The sequence below is a fragment of the Streptomyces sp. NPDC012935 genome, from assembly GCF_042900345.1.
Lineage (GTDB): Bacteria > Actinomycetota > Actinomycetes > Streptomycetales > Streptomycetaceae > Streptomyces.
Map to the genome: position 1 here is coordinate 44,791 of NZ_JBIBBC010000023.1, position 17,652 is coordinate 62,442.

Consider the following 17,652-nt stretch of genomic DNA (forward strand, 5'->3'; position numbering starts at 1 on the left):
CTTCGCATCCCTCTCGCAGCACCACGTCACCCACCGCACATCGCTACACGGTTTCGCGTCCCAATCCTGCCAGCACCGTCGACCGAAACAGATCCCGCAGGAGTCATGGCAAAGTACTCTCATCTGCCATGATCACGCCGCTAAGGTGATCACCGTGACGGCTCAGACACCTCCTCCGGTCCTGGCGGCCTCGACCACACACGCAGCCCCGGCACCCGCAGCACCTACGCCGACACCCGCACCCGCCCACCAACACTCCTTCTTGGAGGTGGGCCGCTGCCACTACGACGCGGCAACGCAACTCGCCAAGTCACCCCCGCTCTTCGGCTCCGCCGACCACTTGGCCGGAATCGCGGCGGAGTGCGTCATCAAGGCGATGCTCCTCGACTTCTTTGGTTCCCGACAGGACACCCCCCTCGGGATCCCTTACAGCCCCGCGATCAGAAACAACCCGGCGGCGCCGAGCAAGACCCAGATCGAGAAGGCGAGGAAGGCCTCCGAACACGGTCATCTCCCCCACGTCTGGGACCAACTCCTCCTGCTCGCCAACGGCCACCGCGGCGCCACCGTCCTCGCGCAGATCCCCCAGCAGAACCCCTTCCGCGAATCCGCCGACGAGTGGGACGTGGCCCACCGCTACCGTGACAGCAGCCAGATATCGGATCAGCGCGTGAAACGTCACCTCGCCGCGGCCCGTACCGTGATCGCCGCCTACCAACAGGCGAGGTAGCACAAAGCACAAACGCAGCCAAAGCCCGAGCCAAAGCCGAAGCCGAAGTGGAAAAGCAGGCGCCCGCCCCATGAACCCCACCCGATTCGACGCCGCGTGGCACGCCGCCCTGGGCCACGCCCACCGGGCCGCCGAAACCGGCCGGGACACCGTCCTCGTACGCGACCTGTTCGGGCGTGCGTCGCTCCTCATCGACGACGAGTCCGAGCCACTGCCCGCCGAAGAGCTGGAATCGCTGGCGGAGGCGTTCCGACGCGACACCCAGGCCTTCGCAGGCCCCCAACCCGTCCAGGCCGCGTCCACGATGTTCGCACCGGAGATGTTCTTCGCCTCCCCCGAACTCATCGTCGAGGACGAGGGCGAGCCAGGCCACCGAGGCCGCGTCGCCGTGCTCGAACGGACCGTCGTGGGCGCCGACTGGGCCCGGGAAGCCGCACCAGGCGCTTCACCGCAGCCCGAGGTGCGAGAGCGGCGCGTCGCCCTGTACGGCTTCAAAGGCGGCGTCGGGCGCTCCACCGCCACCGCCGTCCTTGCCCGGCACCTAGCCGACAAGGGCCACTGCGTCCTCGTCGTCGACCTCGACCTGGAGTCCCCGGGAGTCTCCACGCTCCTGCACGGCCTCGACGAACTGCCCGAGCACGGCATCGTCGACCACCTGGTCGAAGCCGGCGTCGGCAACGCGGACGAGCTGGACCTCGTCACCCAGAGCTCATTCTTCGTGCCCACCCAGGGCAACGGCGAGATCTGGCTGGCCCCCGCCGGAGGCCGCCCCCGCGACGACTACGACTACCTCGCGAAACTGAACCGCATCTACAGCGACCTTCCGGCCGCCGAACCGGGCGGCGCGCCCAAGCCGTTCTGCGTACGGCTGGAGGAGGCGATCGCCGCCTGCGAGGCGCAGGTGGCCGGGATCTCGCGGCAGCCAGACGTCGTCCTGCTCGACAGCCGCGCCGGCATTCACGACATCGCCGCCGTCACCCTCACCCAGCTCAGTGGGCTCTCCCTGCTCTTCACCGTCGACAACCCGTCCACCTGGTACGGCTACGGCATGCTGTTCTCTCAGTGGAAGCAGCGCCCGGACCGGGCCGTCGACCTGCGCGAGCGCCTCCGGATCGTGGCCGCCATGTTCCGATCCGCCGGGGACATACAGCGCCTGCACAAGCTCCGCGACAACGCCCAGAAGATGTTCGCCGAGACGCTCTACGACGACGCGGAGGGCGGGGACCTGGACGCGTACCACCCGGCCCTGGAGGACGACCAGGCCCCGCACTCGCCCATCCCGATCCTCTTCAGCCACGACCTGATCGGCCTCGACCCGCTCCAGGACCGCGACTGGCCCGAACTGCCCTTCGTGGAGGCCGCGTACAAGAGGTTCCTCGACGAGGTCTACCAACTCGTCTTCCCCAGCGAGGAGCTGTCATGACGGACCGGGACCCACTGTCCACCGACGAGTACCGGACGCTGCTCGCCACCGCCCCCGGCAGCGCCTTCGACGCCGACACCGTGAGCCCCGACGTCACGCGGCTGTTCACGCCGTCGAGCCACCGGCGTGCGCTGGACCCCGACGTGACGGTGGTGCGCGGCGCACGCGGTTCAGGCAAGACCGTGTGGACCAAGGTCCTCAGCGACGACAGCATGCGCGAGATCGCCGCGGCCTCGTACATGATGCCCCGGCTGCAACGGATGACGGTCGCCACGGGCCACGCGAAGGGTGGCGAGCCCAACCTGCACCACCCCAGTAAGAACGCCATCAGCAAACTCCTGGAGGACGGCGTCAAGCCCCAGCACCTCTGGTCAGCCGTGGTCCTGACCGGACTCGGGGCCCCGGAGATCCTGCGCATCGAAGGCTGGGACAAGCGGGTCCGCTGGGTCGCCGAGCACATGGAGTCCTACGAACGCGCCCTGTGGACGATCGACCAGGAGGCCCGCAAGAGCGGCCGCACCCGCCTGCTGATCTTCGATGCCCTGGAGCACCTCCACAACGAAAGGCCGGTCGTCGACCAGCTGGTGTCCGGCCTCTTCGAGGTGGCGCTGGATCTCCGTATGAGCACCAGCGCCATCCGGGCGAAGATCTTCGTCCGCCCGGACATGTACGAGAGCGCGCCCAAACACTTCCCCGACGCCTCCAAACTCGGCGCCAACGCCACCGACCTGACCTGGACCACGGAGAACCTGTACGGCCTCCTCTACCACCAGCTCGGCAACCACCCGAGCCCCGAGGCGGAGAAGTTCCGTTCGTGGACCGGCAGTTGGCGCAGTGAGGGCGAAGGCAGGTGCATCGCCCCCGTCGATGTCATCGCCACCCCGAAGCGGCAGCACGAACTGTTCGTCACCATGGCCGGCCCGTACATGGGCGCGAGCCACCGCCGCGGCCACACGTACACCTGGCTTCCCAACCACCTGCAGGACGGCAAGGGCCAGGTGAGTCCACGCACGCTCCTCCAGGCCGTCTCCACAGCGGCGACCATCAGCCGGGATCGATACCCCGCACACGAATACGCCCTTCACTACGACGCCATCCGAGCGTCCGTGAGTACCGCCTCCCAGATCCGCGTGGACGAGATCACGGAAGACATCCGCTGGGCGGCGGTCGCCGTCGAGCAACTGCGGGGCGGCCAGGTTCCGATGCAGCCGTCCGTGGTCCTCGCCTACTGGCGGGACGCCTCCCTCTCCGCGAAGCTGCGCGAGGTCCTGGTGAACGGCTCGCAGGGCAGCGGCCCGGAGGATGTCGACAACCACCGTGAGCTGATCGACGAGTTGGAGAGGCTCGGCGTGATGACACGGCGAGCGGCGGGCGCCACCGACCTGCGCGACTACGCGGTCGACATCCCCGACGTCTACCGCCTGGCCTTCGGCATCGGCCGCAAGGGGGGCGTCTCCCGGCGCGCACACTGACCACAGGCAGATCCCGGCGTGCGGCCTTGAAGGCGGCGGAGGCGCCCCGAAGGGGCGCGGGGAACTGCGCGACCGGCCACGACGGCGCCACAGACGACCGACGGCACATCGCGGCACTTCCACGCGGCACTTCCAGCAGAGCGCTCAGGCCGCCGCAGTCACTGCCGTCAGGAAGTCACCGTCGAGGTACGCCCGTTCCCCGTCGCCGCCGATCACCTCGACCGTCCGCCCGTCCAGGTGCGGGACCTGCGTCCGCGTGTCCACGGGGCACAGCAGCCACAGCCCGTGCGGGTCGTCGGCCGGTCTGCGCGCCGCCGTCTGGAGTCGGACCAGGAGGTCGTGGCCGCCTTCGTCCCAATACCGGGCGAGCAGCCCCGCATCATGCAGGAAGAGGACCGTGCGAGGTGCCGCGGCCCGCTCCAGCAGGGCCGCCTCCAGACGTACCCAGACCGCACGTACGAACGAAGCCAGACCCCGCTTGATCTGCCCCGGCGCGGAGCCCGCGTCGGCGCGCAGGACCTTCTCCCAGTCCTGCCCCTTCTCCGCCGCCAGCGCGCGGAACTGGGCGAGGAACTCCCGCCCCAGGTCGACGGGTTCGACGGGGAACGCCGCGGCCACCGCCTCGGCGGCACCCGGCAGCCGGCTGCCCTTCACGGTCAGCGCGAGGAACCCGCCGCGCTGAACGCGGGAAACGAGCCTGGCACGGGTGGCGGCATGCAGGTCCCCGTCCACCTCCGCGACCGCCGGGATGCCATGGCCGGGCGACACGTAACTGGTGCCCGTCCCGGTGGACGTCCACTGGCCGGCCGTCTCCAGGGCCGGCGGGAAGAACCGCTCCAGCTTGGTGTCGTACTGGAGCTCGAAGCGGGCCTCCCTGAGCGGGTCCTCCAGCTCGACATACGTCGGCTCGCGCTCTGTGGAGAGCGCGTCGAGCACGGGGAAGCGCGCGCGCAGCCGCGCCAGCAGCTCGGCGACGGTGATGCCACGGTCCCGTCGTACTCCCGCCCCTGCCTGCGAGATGCGCAGGGCGCGGTCCAGGCTGAGGTCACGGGGGTACAGCTCAAGGCGCGGAGTGACCTCGGTCCCCACGGCGACGGCGGCTGCGAGGTCGACCAGCCGGGTGTCCGCGAGCGGGGCGAAGCCCTCCGGGGCGGGCACCGCGCGCAGGTCCCGGACCACCGCGGCTCGTCCCGGCAATGGCTCCTGACGCGCCAGTCGCTCCGCCACCGACCCCAACTCGGCTGCGTAGTCGGCCAATTCACGAGGGCTCGGGTCGTCGGTCCCGGGCAACGACTCCGCGGCGATCAGTACGGTGTCGCCTCGTCGGTGCACAGCCAGGCGCGGCTCGTGCTGTTCCACGCCCTCGCCGTCCCACAGCTCGGCCTCGGTGGCGGCCCGTACCACGGCCAGCGCCCTCGCGAGCGTACGCTCGGGGGTGTCGTCGCCCGCGCCGTGCCGGACGCGCAGCTCGGCGGCCGCCTCCTGCGCGGTCATGACCCGCCCGGCCGCCGTGACGATCTCGACCAGCTCTTCGCGCACCCGTCGCAGCCAGTCCGCCTCAGCCCACTGCTTGATCTCGATGCGGTGGTGACGCGAGACCGGCGGTTGCTTGATCTTGAGGTGGTCGGCGATGCGGGCCTGGACAGGCCAGGGTCCCAACGGCGACAGCCCGCCCTCCTCGGGCGGCAGACCGAGCGTGAGCCTGACCACCGGCGCACGGTGGGAACCCTTGCGACCGGGTTCGGGGGTGAGCCTGGCGGCCATGTCGTCTATCGACAGGAGCAGCGATCCGTCCGGCTCGGGGTCACCGTCCGTACGCGCGGCCGGTACCGCGGGTCGGACGTCGGCCCCGGTGAGCTGCCGCAGGGCGATCGCCCACTGCTTGCGGCGCCGGTTGAGTTCCTTGCGTACGAGCGCACCCGCGCCCCGCGCCTTCGAGATCGCGTACGGCTGGACGTTGAGCAGCTCTCCCACCTTGGTGGCGCCCAGCCCGTGCGCGACGGACACGGCCCGGGGCGACAGGCCTGCGGCGTCCAGCAGGGTCTCGGCGTCCGCGGCCTCGGCGGCGGCGTCACGGGCCTCCTCCGCGTCCTCGGCCTGGGCGCCGACCGTGGCCGGGGTGGTGGCCGGCTTGGTCGCGTCGGCCGCCCGGAACACCTCGCGCCACTCGTCGTGCATCTGCCGCAGCGTGTCGAAGCGGTGCTCGGTGTCGCGGTGCAGCGCCCGCCGGAAGAAGGACGTGAGGCCGTCCCTGAGGGCCGGCTCGAACAGCTCGGAGGCGACGTACAGTTCGGCGGACTCATTGGTGAGCGGGTCCAGCTGTCCGTCGCCCCACATGGGGCGCTCACCGCCGGCCATCTCGTGCAGGGTGACGGCCGCCGCGTACCGCTCGGCGTGGTCGTCGTAGTACGGCCGCCGCAGGGAGCCGAGGAAGGGGTCGAGGAAGCCGCGCGTGCCCGCCTTGATGTCACGCTCGGAGGCGTCGGCGAGGGAGAAGTCGAACAGCTTCAGGCGCCAGATCCGGTCCTTGCTGTGGTGGATGCCGAAGTTGTCGGGCTTCAGGTCGCGGTGCAGGACTCCGTTGGCGGCCAGCTGGTCGAGCGCCCTGAACAGATCGTCGCCGAAGCGCTCCAGCTCGTGGTAGGTCAGCTTGCCCTTGCCGCGCAGCCGGGCGCCCAGGGACTGCTCACCGGCGCACTCGAGCTGCAGGACGGTCCGCCCGCCGATCTCGCGCAGCCCCTCGCCCCGCAGCTGCACGATCGCGCCGCCGCCCACCTCCTTGAGGACGCCTGCCTCGGCCCGCAGCCGCTCCGCCTTCTGCTCGTCCAGAGCGACTTTGAAGACCCACTCGTCGATCTGTACGTCACCGTCGTCGTCCTCGACCGCGCGCTCCACGAGAAGGGCACGGGCCGTGGCGCCGGTGCCGAGGACGCGGCGTACGGACCATTCCGCGTCGAGCGACTGGCCGGGCAGAGCCTCCAGCGGATCGACGCCGATGGCAGTGGGTGCCTCGGGTAGCACGCTGGCGCGCTCGGCGTTGTCCAGAAGGTCGAGGAACTCCTCGGCGGAGCCGAGGCGTTCGTTGACGTCGGAGCGAGTGGCCTTGAAGACCAGGTCGTCGAGCGCGTCCGAGAAGCCGTCGGCGACGGCGTACAGATGCAGGCCCGAGTCGGTGCGCAGGCGCTCGCTCAACGCGCTGCGCTGAGTGGCGGGAGGCTGACCGGTGAGGATCAGGTACGCGACAGCGCCGAGTCCGAACATGTCCAGGTCGGCCGGATCCGCGTACGGCTGGTCGGTCTCGGGGGCGAGATAGAGGCGGGCTGCATCTTCGATCAGTGCGGCGTCGAGCGCCGACCCGCCGATAGAGCGGAAGAAGGTGGCATTGCTGTCAAAGTCGCGGGCCGCGGTCTGCCAGTCGGTGATGCGCAGTTCGGGGCGTGTCCCGTCGGACCGGAAGGAGACGTAGACGGAACTGGCCGCCAAGGCACGGTGGTAGAGGGCGCGGTTGTGCGCGTAGCGGACGGCTTCGGCAAGCTGTCGCACGAGATCGAGGCGGATCTCGGGGGTGAGCTTGCCCCCGTAGGTGGCCAGGTACTGGTCGAGGCGCAGATCTGTGTGTCGGTGCCGGAAGAGGATCGCGGGTCCGCCCTGATGCTCGCGGATCTCGACGGCCTCGACGATGCCGCGATGCGTGATGCCCTGCAGGACCTGGTACTCGCGGCGGGCCGCGCGATCGGTCGACTTCTTCGCGGCTTCGGTGGCCATATGGCCGACCAGGTAGATGCGGACGCGGCCCTCCTCCTGGACGAGGCCGTCGTCGCGCGTGGCCAGGCGGTCCTCCCAGGACTGCCCGCGGTCCAGGGGGTGCGGCTGCAGCTTCCAGGCGTCGCCGAACCTGAGATGGGCCGTGGACTGCTGGACACCGATGGCCTTCAGCAGGCGCGGCAGCGTGTTGCGGGAGAAGTCGGGCGTGATGCGGCGGTCGGGGCGGTCGGGCGGCAGGCCGAGAAAGTCCTGCCAGATGCGCTTCAGGCCGGTGGGGCGGTCGTCACGACCGTAGACCTTGACCTTCTGGACGTCGTCGAGATGGCTCTCGAGGTCCGGAGCCGAGAGGAAAATCGCCGGTTCCACACGTGGCACGGAGCGCTCGGGGATGCCCAACTTGCGGGCCGCCCACAGGAGTCTGCTCTTGAGGTCCTTCGACTTGGCATCGTTGAAGTGCAGCGGATTGTTGATCGTCCGGGTGCGGTCGGAGCCTCGGAAGTTCCAGGTGGATCCGTTGTTCTCCAGGCGCCCTGGATGGCTCTTGATCTCGACCAGGTAAAGGCCGGCGGGTACCGCGATCAGCAGGTCGCACTCGTTGATGCGGCCCGACTGCGCGGTGAAGGAGAACGTGGCCCAGGCGCGATACGGCTCGGCGGCCGGCATCAGGCGTTGTACGTGATCGAGAGCGTCCTGCTCCCAGGGATACGGGGAGGGCCGTTCCTGGAACCACTGCTGCGCCGGACGCGGCGGGCCGGGCTTGGGCACCGGACGCGAGTCTCCTGCCGCCACCGTCCGACCTCCGCTGTCTCCTCACGCCCTTTCGGGCGAAAATTCCTGGTCGACCTTACCGCGCACCACTGACAGGCAGTATCCGTTTGCCTTGCTCCCAGAGCTGACGGGCCAACGACCGTGACTCGTCGAGCCTGCACGGATACAACAACTCCGATCGCTGCCCGACTCGACAACTCAGCGGTATGGACGCGCAGTTGTGCGACAACGTGGCCGTGCGCCGCATACCCCTCCTCGGAGGGAGTACAAGCCGCGGGTCGCGGGATGAACGTATGACAGTGGCCCACCTGTCGACACGGGTCATGCTGAGCATCTCCTTGGAGGAGTCGGGACCCCGGATTTGGTGGAAAAACCACCGGACATCCGTCCTCACCGGATTGGTGCACATGGAACAATCCGAAAGAGGGCGCCCTGGTATCCGATCCCCAGATCGACGACTGGCGCAGACCCTGGAATGTCAAATCACAGCACCATGTGCCGGACGCGCCGCTGGGCACTCCGCGGGCGACAAACCGTCGCAGTATCGACCGAATCAGCTGCGTCTACATCGCCCAGACATTCGAGTACGACTGGAACGCGGTCAGCATCGGCCCTGAACTCCTGTGGCGTGACGGCCGTTTCTCCGTGGGCCGGTCGACCTCGAAGGACCCTGCCTTTCGGGGTGCCCCCGACGACATCGTCGAACGCTGCATCCGGAACGCCTACCAGGTCCTGCTCACTCGGGGCATGGCAGGAACCGTGCTGTACTCACATGACGCCCGCACCCAAAGCGTGTTGCGTTGGCTCATCCCGGGCACGATAGGCCGACAGCAGATCCCCGGCTTTCCCGCGAGGCTGCGGTGCTACGGGATCTACTGAATCCTCCCGAACTAACAGAAAGGTCCCCGGACCAGCATATTTACCGGTCAGGGAGCTCTACTGGCAGACGAGTCGGGCTATACGCCGGGTTCTGTTCCCAGGGTTCCTCGCGGAGCCCTGGGCGACGGCCATCCATCTAGGACCGGCGTTGCCGCCGGCCTCCTGCGGTCTACCCGCGGACTCGGGCGGGCAGCCCTCGAACGTCCGCGCAGGGCCACCGGTTAAGGCGGCCCCTTCTTGACCTTGCTCCGGGTGGGGTTTACCTAGCTGCTCAGGTCACCCTGAGCACTGGTGGTCTCTTACACCACCGTTTCACCCTTACCCGGCGCCGAAGCGCCGGGCGGTTTGCTTTCTGTGGCACTGTCCCGCGGGTCACCCCGGGTGGCCGTTAGCCACCACCCTGCCCTGTGGAGCCCGGACGTTCCTCGGGAAGCCCCCTGAGGGACTTCACGCGGCCGTCCGCCCGGCTCGTCTGCCGTGTGGACCATGTTACCGGCCTGCGGGGGGCCGTCGTCGCCAGGACCGACCCCGCCAGGATCAGGGCGAAGGCCACCGCGATCCCCGCGGTCAGGGACTCGTCCAGGAACAGGGCCCCGGCCGCCACCGCGACCGCCGGATTGACGTACGTGAAGACCGTCGCCCGCGTGGGGCCGACCTCCTTGATCAGCTCCAGGAAGGCCACGAAGGCGACCGCCGTGCAGATCACGCCCAGGGCGGCCAGGGCGGCCAGACTCTCGGTCGACGGCATCGTGGCAGGCCACGTCAGCGCCGCCGCGGGGGCGTAGACCAGGGCCGCGAAGGTCAGGCAGGCCGCGGTCAGGTGGAGGGAGGGGACGTCCCTCAGCCAGCGCGCCGCGATCAGGGGCGCCGTCGCGTAGCCCAGTACCGTCAGCAGGACCTCCGCCAGGGAACGCGCGTCGCCGCCCGTCAGGTGGGGGACGGTCAGGGTCGCCACGCCTGCCAGGCCCAGGGTGAGGCCGGTCAGGCGGCGGACGCCCAGGTGCTCCGTCCGACCGAAGAAGCGGGCCAGGACGACGCCGACTATCGGTACGCCGGCGATCAGCAGACCCGCCGTCGAGCTGGACAGGTGGCGTTCCGCGTCGGTGAGGGTCCACCACGGGCCGATGATCTCTATGCACGCGAAGGCCAGCATCGGCCGCCAGTGCCGTCGTACCGTCCGGGGCAGGCCTCCCTGGCGGATGGCGAAAGGGAGCAGGAGCGCCGCGCCCAGGGCGCATCGCGTGAAAACCACCATCGACGGGGAGACCTCGTCCACCGCGACCTTGATCAGCAGATACGGGATGCCCCAGACCACGCTCATCAGGGCGAAGAGAAACCAACCGCGTGCAGTCATGCGGCGAGTTTCGGTCGGCTCACACTCCGGTGTCTTGAACGCTGTTGCGGTACGCCGCCGGGGTGACGCCCAGCACGCGCCGGAACCAGCGTGTGAGGTGCGCCTGGTCCGCGAAGCCGACCAGGCCGGCGACCTCGGCCGGGCGCAGGCCCGTCTCCAGCAGGCCCCGTGCCCTGCTCACCCGGTGCTGGGCCAGCCAGGCGTACGGCGGTACCCCCATCGTCGTACGGAAGGCGCGCAGGAGCTGATAGCGGGAGAGACCGAGGTCGGCGGCCAGGGCGGCGAGGGACGGTGGGGACATGAGCTCGTCGGCGAGGCGGTCGCGGACGGTCCTCGCTATGTGATCGGCGCCCGCGACCGTGTCGGTGATCGCCCGGGCCGTGGAGTGGCGGCGGGTCAGGGCCGTCATGAGCCACGGGATGCGGGACTCGGCCTCCAGGGGGTCCGGGCAGGCGGCCAGTTCGGTGTGCGTGCGACTCAGGGCCGTAGCCAGGTCGGGGTCGTCGAGGAGGGGGTCGCGGAAGTGCGGGGCTGCGGTGCCGAGGCTGCCGTCGGTCAGCAGGGACGTAGCGGCGTACAGGGCTCGGTAGGCGTAGCCGCCGGTCTCGGCCGGGCCGCCCGTGTGCATCTCTCCGGGTGCCAGTACGACGATGGAGCCGGGGGTGGGGCGGATACGGCCGCCCCGGTAGTCGATGATCTCGCTGCCGCCGACGCAGACGCCGATCGTGAACTCGTCATGGGCGTGCGGGGCGTAGACGTGCCGGTCGAAGCGGGCGGTGAGCAGGTCGAGCGGGGGGCCGTCCCGGCCGAGCCTCGCCCTGGTCCACAGTGCCTGTTCGCCCACTTCTTCGCCCCCTACGGTCCTCATGGCAGTGCAACACGGGGAGCCTCAGAGAAAGTCCGTCGTGTCCAGGTCGAAGGCGAAGGGCTGGGGCAGGGCGAGCGGCTTGCCGAAGGCCACGGCGTGGAGCTCCTGGTAGTCGCCCGACTCCGGGTTGCCGAACAGCGTGATCCACGAGGTCTCCCGGTCGACGAGCAGGTAGAGCGGGATGCCGCCGCGGGCGTAACTGCGCCGCTTGACCTCGCGGTCGATCTGCGGTTGCGAGGACGTGACCTCCAGGACCATGGCGACTCCTTCGCACGGCATCCAGGGATCGGCCCCACGGAAGAGCCTCAGCTCCTTGGGAGCGCACGTGCCGTCCGGAATCACGTGGTCCTGTGGGCAGCCATCCGCATGCTTCAGCCTCAGCCCCTTGTTCCCGGAGAACTGCATGTCGGTCTGAGAATGCCGGTGCATCTGGTCCACGATCCGGCTGAGGCAGTGCTCGCGATGCCCGTCCGGCACCGGCGTCACGACGAATTCGCCCTCGACGAGCTCCGCTCGGAGGCCCTCCGGCATATCCAGGTCGACAAACCAGTCCAGTAGCAGCTTCTGCGTGATCGGATCCTGTGGCATGGGGCCATGGAACGCCCCGTCGGCAGCTCACCGGAGCGGAACAGTGGCGGGTCACCTGTACGGGAATCCGCCGGAGGCGTCCGCTTGACCTTGCCGCAACGTCAACGTCTCTACTGATCCCATGCGGATCGGAGAACTCGCCGCCGCCGTCGGCGTCACCACGCGCACGGTGCGGCATTACCACCATCAGGGGCTGCTGCCCGAGCCGGAGCGGCGGCCGAACGGCTACCGGGAGTACACGTTGCGGCATGCCGTCATGCTGGCGCGGATCCGGCGGCTGACGGAGCTGGGGCTGGGGCTCGCGGAGGTGCGGGACGTGCTCGCGGAGGATGCCGGGAAGGATCTTGTCGAGGTGCTCACCGAGCTCGATGAGGATCTTGCCCGGCAGGAGGACGCCATCCGGGAGCGGCGGGCGCGGTTGCGGGCGTTGCTGGAGACGGAGGGCGGGCTGCCCGCCGAGGGGCCGGTCTCGCCTCAACTGGCCGCACTCTTCAAGGACATGGCCCATGTCTCCGACTCCCCCATGGCCGCCAAGGACCGCGAGGTGCTCGCGTTGATCGAGACCGCGGCCTCCCCCGAGGACCGGGAGCGGCTCATGGGCGTGATGGGCGGCGCCCTGACCACGCCGGACGGTGTGGAGCGGGCCCTCGCCGCCTACGCCCTGCTCGATGACCTCGCCGATGCCGAACCCGACGACCCTCGCGTCGACGAGGCCGCCCGCGCGCTCGCCGACTGTCTGCCCCGGGAACTGCTCCCGGAGGGGTGGGGGAGCATCGACCAGGACGACAGCTTCCTGCGCGCCTTCTACGCCGACTTCGCCCCGGCCCAGGCGGAGGCGATCCGCCGCACCCTGCGCCTGCTCATGGAAGGGGACGGGCCGTGATGCGGACCGCGCTCACCCTGCTCCGGCACGAGCTGCGGCTCGTCGCCAGTATCTGGCTGTGGGTGATCCGGCACCGGCACGGGGTCGGTGCCGGCACCGGCTACGGGTACTCGCGCGGGCAGGGCACGATGATGCTGGGGTTCGGGTTCGTGATCGTCATCGAGTCGATCATGATGTCCGTGCTGTTGCGGAACTACCCGGTGGTGCAACGGGGGTGGTTCATGGTCGACATGTACACCCTGCTGATCATCATCGGGATGCACGCCGCGTCCGTCGTACGACCGCACGTCCTCGACGCCGGCTCCCTGCGCATCCGCCGTGCCGCGCACGTCGATCTGCGCATACCGCTGGAGAAGATCGCCCACGTGCGACGCGAACTGCGCACCACCCATGAGCGGGCCGACGGTGAACTCAACCTGGCCATCGGCGCGCAGACGACCGTGACGCTCGAACTCGCCGAGCCCGTCGCCCACTTCACCTTCCTCGGCCGCCGGCGGGACGTCCGTCTCGTGCGCTTCCACGCCGACGACTCCGACAGCCTCGTACAGACGGTCGTAGAGGCGCTCAAGCAGGCTCGAACCGCACCTTCGGCGCTTCCGGATCTGCCTGTGTGAGGCGGACCCTGAGCCGCTCCCCCAGCGGTAGCGCGCCCGTGCCCGCGATGCGGCCGATGACCGCCGGTGACTCCAACTGCACGGTTCCCACGGCGGGTTGGCGCTCCTCCACGTCGACCACCCAGCCGTCGAAAACCTCCCCCACCCGGTCCTTGAGCAGCGCCGCCTCCACGAGGTCGACGCACGCACGCTCGACCGTGCCCGCGCGCCGGGTGCCCTCGGCCATCCGGGCGGGCAGGGCGTCAAGAGCCATGAGAACCCAGTCGGGGATCGGCCGGCCGGCGGCGGCTGCGAGGCAGATCTCGGAGGTGTGGCGATCGGCCAGGCGACGCAAGGGGGCCGTGCAGTGGGCGTAGGGGGCGGCCACGGCGGAGTGTGTGGTGATGTCCGGCAGGGCTCCGTCCCGGAAGACCGTGTAGCCGGCGCCGCGCAGCAGCGTCGTGCACTCCTGGAGGAAGGCCGCGTGGTTCGGGCGGTGCGGGTCGAGGGAGCGGACGAGTTCGGCGTACGAGACGTGGTGCGGCCAGTCGATGTGCAGGGCGTGCGCGGTACGGCGCAGACGGCCGACGGCGCCGTCGGGGGCAGCGGGCAGGGTGCGCAGGATGCCGGTGCCGGCCGCGAGCATCAGGTCGGCGGCGGCCATGCCCGTCAGCAGGGAGATCTGGGAGTTCCAGCCGTCGGCGGGGAGTGGGGCGCGATAGGCGAGTTCATAGGCGTGACCGTGCTCGACGATCTCCTGCTCGGGCACGCTGAGCGAGATCCCGCCCCGCTCCACCTCCAGCCGCTCCCTCAGCTTCCCGATCGTCTTCAGCAGGGCCAACGGCTCCTCGGCGGTTCCCTCGTCGATCTGCTTCTGTACGGCCGCGTAGTCCAGCTTGGCCCGGCTGCGGACGAGGGCGCGGCGGACGTCGACGGCGAGCGTACGGCCGTCCCCGTCGAGGTCGATCGTCCACAGCGCGGCCGGCCGGTCCTGGTCGGGGAGCAGGCTCGCCGCACCCTCGCTCAGCAGCTCGGGGTGCAGCGGGACCTTCTCGTCGGGGAAGTACAGGGTGGTCACCCGCCGGTGCGCCTCCTGGTCGAGCGCGCCCGACGGCACGACGAAGGCGGCGACGTCCGCGATGGCGTACCGGACGCGGTAGCCGGTGCCCTGCCGGGACAGGTGCATCGCCTGGTCGAGGTCGGTGGAGGTGGGCGGGTCGATGGTGAAGAAGGGGATGTCGGTGGCGTCGGACGGAGGGAGGGCCGGGGCCTTCGCGGCCCGCTCGGCCTCCGCCACGACCTCGGGCGGGAAGCTCCCGGGGACGCCGAGTTCGGTACGCAGCGCGGTGAGGGCGGCCCGGAGGGGGGCTTCGGGTGCGCCGGTCACTCGGATGTGGCGGCGGGGCATGAGTCGAGCGTAGGGCGAGGGGGGCCGGGTGGCACGCCGTACCCTGTGGCGGGGTTCGATCGAAGGAGTACGTGTGCTTGTCCTGCTGCCGCCTTCCGAGGGGAAGGCCTCGTCCGGCCGGGGTGCCTCGCTGAAGCTGGAGTCGCTGTCCTTGCCGGGACTCACCGCGGCCCGGGAGGCCGTACTGAGTGAGCTGGTCGAGTTGTGCCGCGGCGACGAGGACAAGGCGCGGGACGTGCTCGGACTGAGCGAGGGACTGCGGGGCGAGGTCGCGAAGAACGCCGGGCTGCCGACGGCGGGGGCACGGCCGGCCGGGGAGATCTACACCGGCGTGCTGTACGACGCCCTCGACCTGGCGTCGCTGGACGCGGCGGCGAAGAGGCGAGCGACTCGGTCGCTGCTCGTGTTCTCAGGGCTGTGGGGCGTGGTGCGCATCAACGACCGCATCCCCTCCTACCGCTGCTCGATGGGCGTGAAGCTGCCCGGGCTCGGCGCGCTCGGGGCGCACTGGCGGGCACCTATGGCGGATGTGCTGCCCGAGGCGGCCGGGGACGGGCTGGTGCTGGATCTGCGGTCGTCCGCGTATGCGGCGGCGTGGAAGCCGAAGGGCGAGGTGGCCGGGCGGACGGCGTCGGTACGGGTGCTGCATGCGCCGACCCGGAAGGTCGTCAGCCACTTCAACAAGGCGACGAAGGGGCGGATCGTACGCAGCCTGCTGACGGCGGGCGCCGTGCCCGCAGGCCCGGCCGAGCTGGTGGAGGCGCTGCGGGACCTCGGGTACGCGGTGGAGGTGGAGGCGCCGGCCAAGGGCGGCAAGGCGTGGACGCTGGATGTGCTGGTGACGGAGATCCACTAGCGGTTCGGCGACCACGCGGACACTCATTGCAGCATGCGCAACGCCTTTTGCGCATGCTGCGTGCCGTCGGCAGGATGAGGCCATGACCTCAGTCCTTGATCTCGCGCCCGTCGTCCCCGTGGTCGTGGTCGACGACCCCTCCGACGCCGTACCTCTCGCGCGGGCCCTGGTCGCAGGAGGGCTGCCCGCCATCGAGGTGACGCTGCGGACGCCGGCCGCCCTGGAGTCGATCCGGGCCATCGCGGACGCGGTGCCGGACGCGGTGGTCGGCGCGGGCACCGTGATCACACCGGAGCAGGTGACGCGAGCGGTCACGGCGGGGGCGCGTTTCCTGGTCAGCCCCGGCTGGACGGACCTGCTGCTGGAGGCCATGCGGGCGTCCGGAGTGCCATATCTGCCGGGGGTGTCGACCACGTCCGAGGTGGTGGCGCTGCTGGAGCGCGGGGTCCGGGAGATGAAGTTCTTCCCGGCCGAGGCGGCGGGCGGCACCGCCTATCTCAAGTCGCTGAACGGCCCGCTGCCGCAGGCCCGGTTCTGCCCGACCGGCGGAATCGGCCCGACGACGGCACCCGACTATCTCGCGCTGCCCAACGTCGGCTGCGTGGGCGGCAGTTGGATGCTTCCGGCGGACGCGGTGGCGGCACGGGACTGGGGGCGTGTCGAGGCGCTGGCGCGGGAGGCGGCCGGCCTCACAGGCTCACGCGCGCAGGTGTGACGTGTCGTTGAAGAGCCGCACGCTCGCGTTGCCGTCGGCGTAGTACGCGACCGCCGAGAGGGAGGCCGCCGAGAGTTCCATGCGGAAGAGGGACTCGGGCGGCGCGCCCAGGGCGAGGCGTACGAACGTCTTGATCGGCGTGACGTGCGTGACGAGGAGGACCGTGCGGCCGGCGTACGCCGCGATCAGCTTGTCGCGGGTGGCGGCGATACGGGTGGCGGTCGCAGCGAAGCTCTCGCCGTCGCCGGTGGGCCGGGCCTCGGGGTCGGCCAGCCAGGCGTTGAGGTCATCGGGGTGACGCTCGCGGACCTCGCCGAAGGTGAGCCCCTCCCAGGCGCCGAAGTCGGTCTCGCGCAGACCGTCGTCGACGCTCACGTCGAGGCCCAGGCGGGCGGCGACGATGCCGGCGGTCTCCCGGGTACGGGCCAGCGGCGACGCCACGACGGCCTGGATCGTCCCGCGCCGGGCGAGTGCGGCCCCGACCCGCTCGGCCTGCTCCCGGCCGACGTCGGACAGGGACGGATCGGTACCGCCACTGCCCGAGAAGCGCTTCTGCGGCGTCAGCGGCGTCTCACCGTGCCGCAGCAGAACGAAGGTCGCGGGCGCCCCCATGTCGGCAGGAGCCCAGCCGGACGAGGGCGCGGCGACGGTGCGCGCGGCCCTGACATCGGCCTCGGCCTTCCCGGCCGCGCCGACGGCGGACTCCGCCGCTGCTGAATCGGAGGGGGCGGTGGGAGCCGTGGGAGCGGTTGAGGCGGTTGAGGCGGTGGTGGCCCGTCGCTCGGCCAGAGCCGCCCGCGCTCGTGCCGCGCCCTCGGCGGCGTCCCCCGGCGGGCCGGACGGCTGACCGGACGGCTCGGCCTCGGCAGCGGCCCGCGCAGCCCGCGCGTCCGCCGCCGCGAGCTCGGCCGTGGACGCCGCGGCCGACCACTGCTCGCCCCGCTTCCCGGCGTCCATCGCCTCGTTGGCGAGCCGGTCGGCGTGCTTGTTCTGCTCGCGGGGGATCCACTCGTAAGTCACCTGGGACGCCGGCAGCACGGCCGCCGCCTCGAAGGCCAGCTGCTTCATGTCGGGGTGCTTGATCTTCCAGCGGCCCGACATCTGCTCGATGACCAGCTTGGAGTCCATGCGGACGTGGACGGTGGCCGTCGGGTCCAGTTCATGAGCGGCACGCAGGCCTGCCAACAGGCCCCGGTACTCGGCGACGTTGTTCGTGGCGACACCGATGTACTCGGCCGCCTCGGCCAGCGTCTGCCCCGTCGCCGCGTCGATGACGACGGCACCGTAGCCCGCGGGCCCGGGGTTGCCCCGTGACCCGCCGTCGGCCTCGACGATGAACTCCCGCACGGC

13 protein-coding genes, 1 other RNA gene and 1 pseudogene are annotated in these 17,652 nt (G+C 70.5%); 8 read left to right on the forward strand and 7 right to left on the reverse strand.

Translation table 11 applies throughout. From position 1 onward, the window contains the following. Positions 1–154 precede the first annotated feature (154 nt). The 3 genes from ACFY5C_RS36670 to ACFY5C_RS36680 all read left to right on the forward strand — a co-directional run bounded on the left by ACFY5C_RS36670 (position 155) and on the right by ACFY5C_RS36680 (position 3,625). Positions 155–730, forward strand: coding sequence for a hypothetical protein (locus ACFY5C_RS36670; RefSeq protein WP_389453162.1), 576 nt, complete (start codon positions 155–157; stop codon positions 728–730). A gap of 70 nt (positions 731–800) precedes the next feature. Further along, positions 801–2,153 carry a KGGVGR-motif variant AAA ATPase gene (locus ACFY5C_RS36675; protein WP_389453164.1) on the forward strand — a complete coding sequence of 451 codons (1,353 nt, stop codon included), beginning with the start codon at positions 801–803 and terminating at the stop codon, positions 2,151–2,153. Then, a complete protein-coding gene (locus ACFY5C_RS36680) occupies positions 2,150–3,625 on the forward strand; it encodes a hypothetical protein (protein ID WP_389453167.1) in 1,476 nt (491 codons plus the stop codon). The genes ACFY5C_RS36675 and ACFY5C_RS36680 overlap by 4 nt, the downstream gene beginning before the upstream one ends. A gap of 144 nt (positions 3,626–3,769) precedes the next feature. On the opposite strand, the gene pglW is transcribed toward ACFY5C_RS36680, so the two are convergent. Beyond that, positions 3,770–8,155 carry a BREX system serine/threonine kinase PglW gene (pglW, locus tag ACFY5C_RS36685; RefSeq protein WP_389453170.1) on the reverse strand — a complete coding sequence of 1,462 codons (4,386 nt, stop codon included), beginning with the start codon at positions 8,153–8,155 and terminating at the stop codon, positions 3,770–3,772. Positions 8,156–8,590: 435 nt separating this feature from the next. Here pglW and ACFY5C_RS36690 point away from each other — a divergent pair, with 435 nt between their 5' ends. Continuing rightward, positions 8,591–9,037, forward strand: coding sequence for a DNA/RNA helicase domain-containing protein (locus ACFY5C_RS36690; RefSeq protein WP_389453326.1), 447 nt, complete (start codon positions 8,591–8,593; stop codon positions 9,035–9,037). Between the two features lie 64 nt (positions 9,038–9,101). On the opposite strand, the gene rnpB is transcribed toward ACFY5C_RS36690, so the two are convergent. The 4 genes and pseudogenes from rnpB to ACFY5C_RS36710 all read right to left on the reverse strand — a co-directional run bounded on the left by rnpB (position 9,102) and on the right by ACFY5C_RS36710 (position 11,847). Next, positions 9,102–9,508: RNase P RNA component class A (gene rnpB / locus ACFY5C_RS36695), an RNA gene on the reverse strand. A gap of 100 nt (positions 9,509–9,608) precedes the next feature. After that, positions 9,609–10,391, reverse strand: a pseudogene (locus ACFY5C_RS36700) (DMT family transporter); the annotation flags it as partial. Between the two features lie 19 nt (positions 10,392–10,410). Further along, positions 10,411–11,259, reverse strand: coding sequence for an AraC family transcriptional regulator (locus tag ACFY5C_RS36705; RefSeq protein ID WP_389453173.1), 849 nt, complete (start codon positions 11,257–11,259; stop codon positions 10,411–10,413). A gap of 21 nt (positions 11,260–11,280) precedes the next feature. Continuing rightward, the gene (locus ACFY5C_RS36710; RefSeq protein ID WP_389453176.1) at positions 11,281–11,847 is read right to left on the reverse strand and encodes a Uma2 family endonuclease; all 567 of its coding nucleotides are present in this window, start codon (positions 11,845–11,847) and stop codon (positions 11,281–11,283) included. Between the two features lie 121 nt (positions 11,848–11,968). On the opposite strand from ACFY5C_RS36710, the gene ACFY5C_RS36715 reads away from it, so the two are divergent. Both ACFY5C_RS36715 and ACFY5C_RS36720 read left to right on the forward strand, forming a co-directional pair. Continuing rightward, positions 11,969–12,730, forward strand: a complete 762-nt coding sequence (locus ACFY5C_RS36715) for a MerR family transcriptional regulator (protein ID WP_389453179.1) — start codon at positions 11,969–11,971, stop codon at positions 12,728–12,730. Further along, on the forward strand, positions 12,730–13,344 hold the full coding sequence (locus ACFY5C_RS36720) for a hypothetical protein (protein ID WP_389453329.1): 615 nt from the start codon (positions 12,730–12,732) through the stop codon (positions 13,342–13,344). Before ACFY5C_RS36715 ends, ACFY5C_RS36720 begins: the two co-directional genes overlap by 1 nt. On the opposite strand, the gene ACFY5C_RS36725 is transcribed toward ACFY5C_RS36720, so the two are convergent. After that, a complete protein-coding gene (locus ACFY5C_RS36725) occupies positions 13,295–14,731 on the reverse strand; it encodes an RNB domain-containing ribonuclease (RefSeq protein WP_389453181.1) in 1,437 nt (478 codons plus the stop codon). The two genes, ACFY5C_RS36720 and ACFY5C_RS36725, sit on opposite strands and share 50 nt — an antisense overlap. A 73-nt stretch (positions 14,732–14,804) precedes the next feature. Between ACFY5C_RS36725 and yaaA the strand changes: the two genes are divergently transcribed. Continuing rightward, the gene (yaaA, locus tag ACFY5C_RS36730) at positions 14,805–15,587 is read left to right on the forward strand and encodes a peroxide stress protein YaaA (RefSeq protein ID WP_389453184.1); all 783 of its coding nucleotides are present in this window, start codon (positions 14,805–14,807) and stop codon (positions 15,585–15,587) included. 82 nt (positions 15,588–15,669) lie between these two features. Then, positions 15,670–16,302, forward strand: coding sequence for a bifunctional 4-hydroxy-2-oxoglutarate aldolase/2-dehydro-3-deoxy-phosphogluconate aldolase (eda, locus tag ACFY5C_RS36735; protein WP_389453187.1), 633 nt, complete (start codon positions 15,670–15,672; stop codon positions 16,300–16,302). On the opposite strand, the gene ACFY5C_RS36740 is transcribed toward eda, so the two are convergent. Next, a complete protein-coding gene (locus ACFY5C_RS36740) occupies positions 16,285–17,649 on the reverse strand; it encodes a bifunctional RNase H/acid phosphatase (protein WP_389453190.1) in 1,365 nt (454 codons plus the stop codon). The two genes, eda and ACFY5C_RS36740, sit on opposite strands and share 18 nt — an antisense overlap. Between the last annotated feature and the right edge of the window lie 3 nt (positions 17,650–17,652).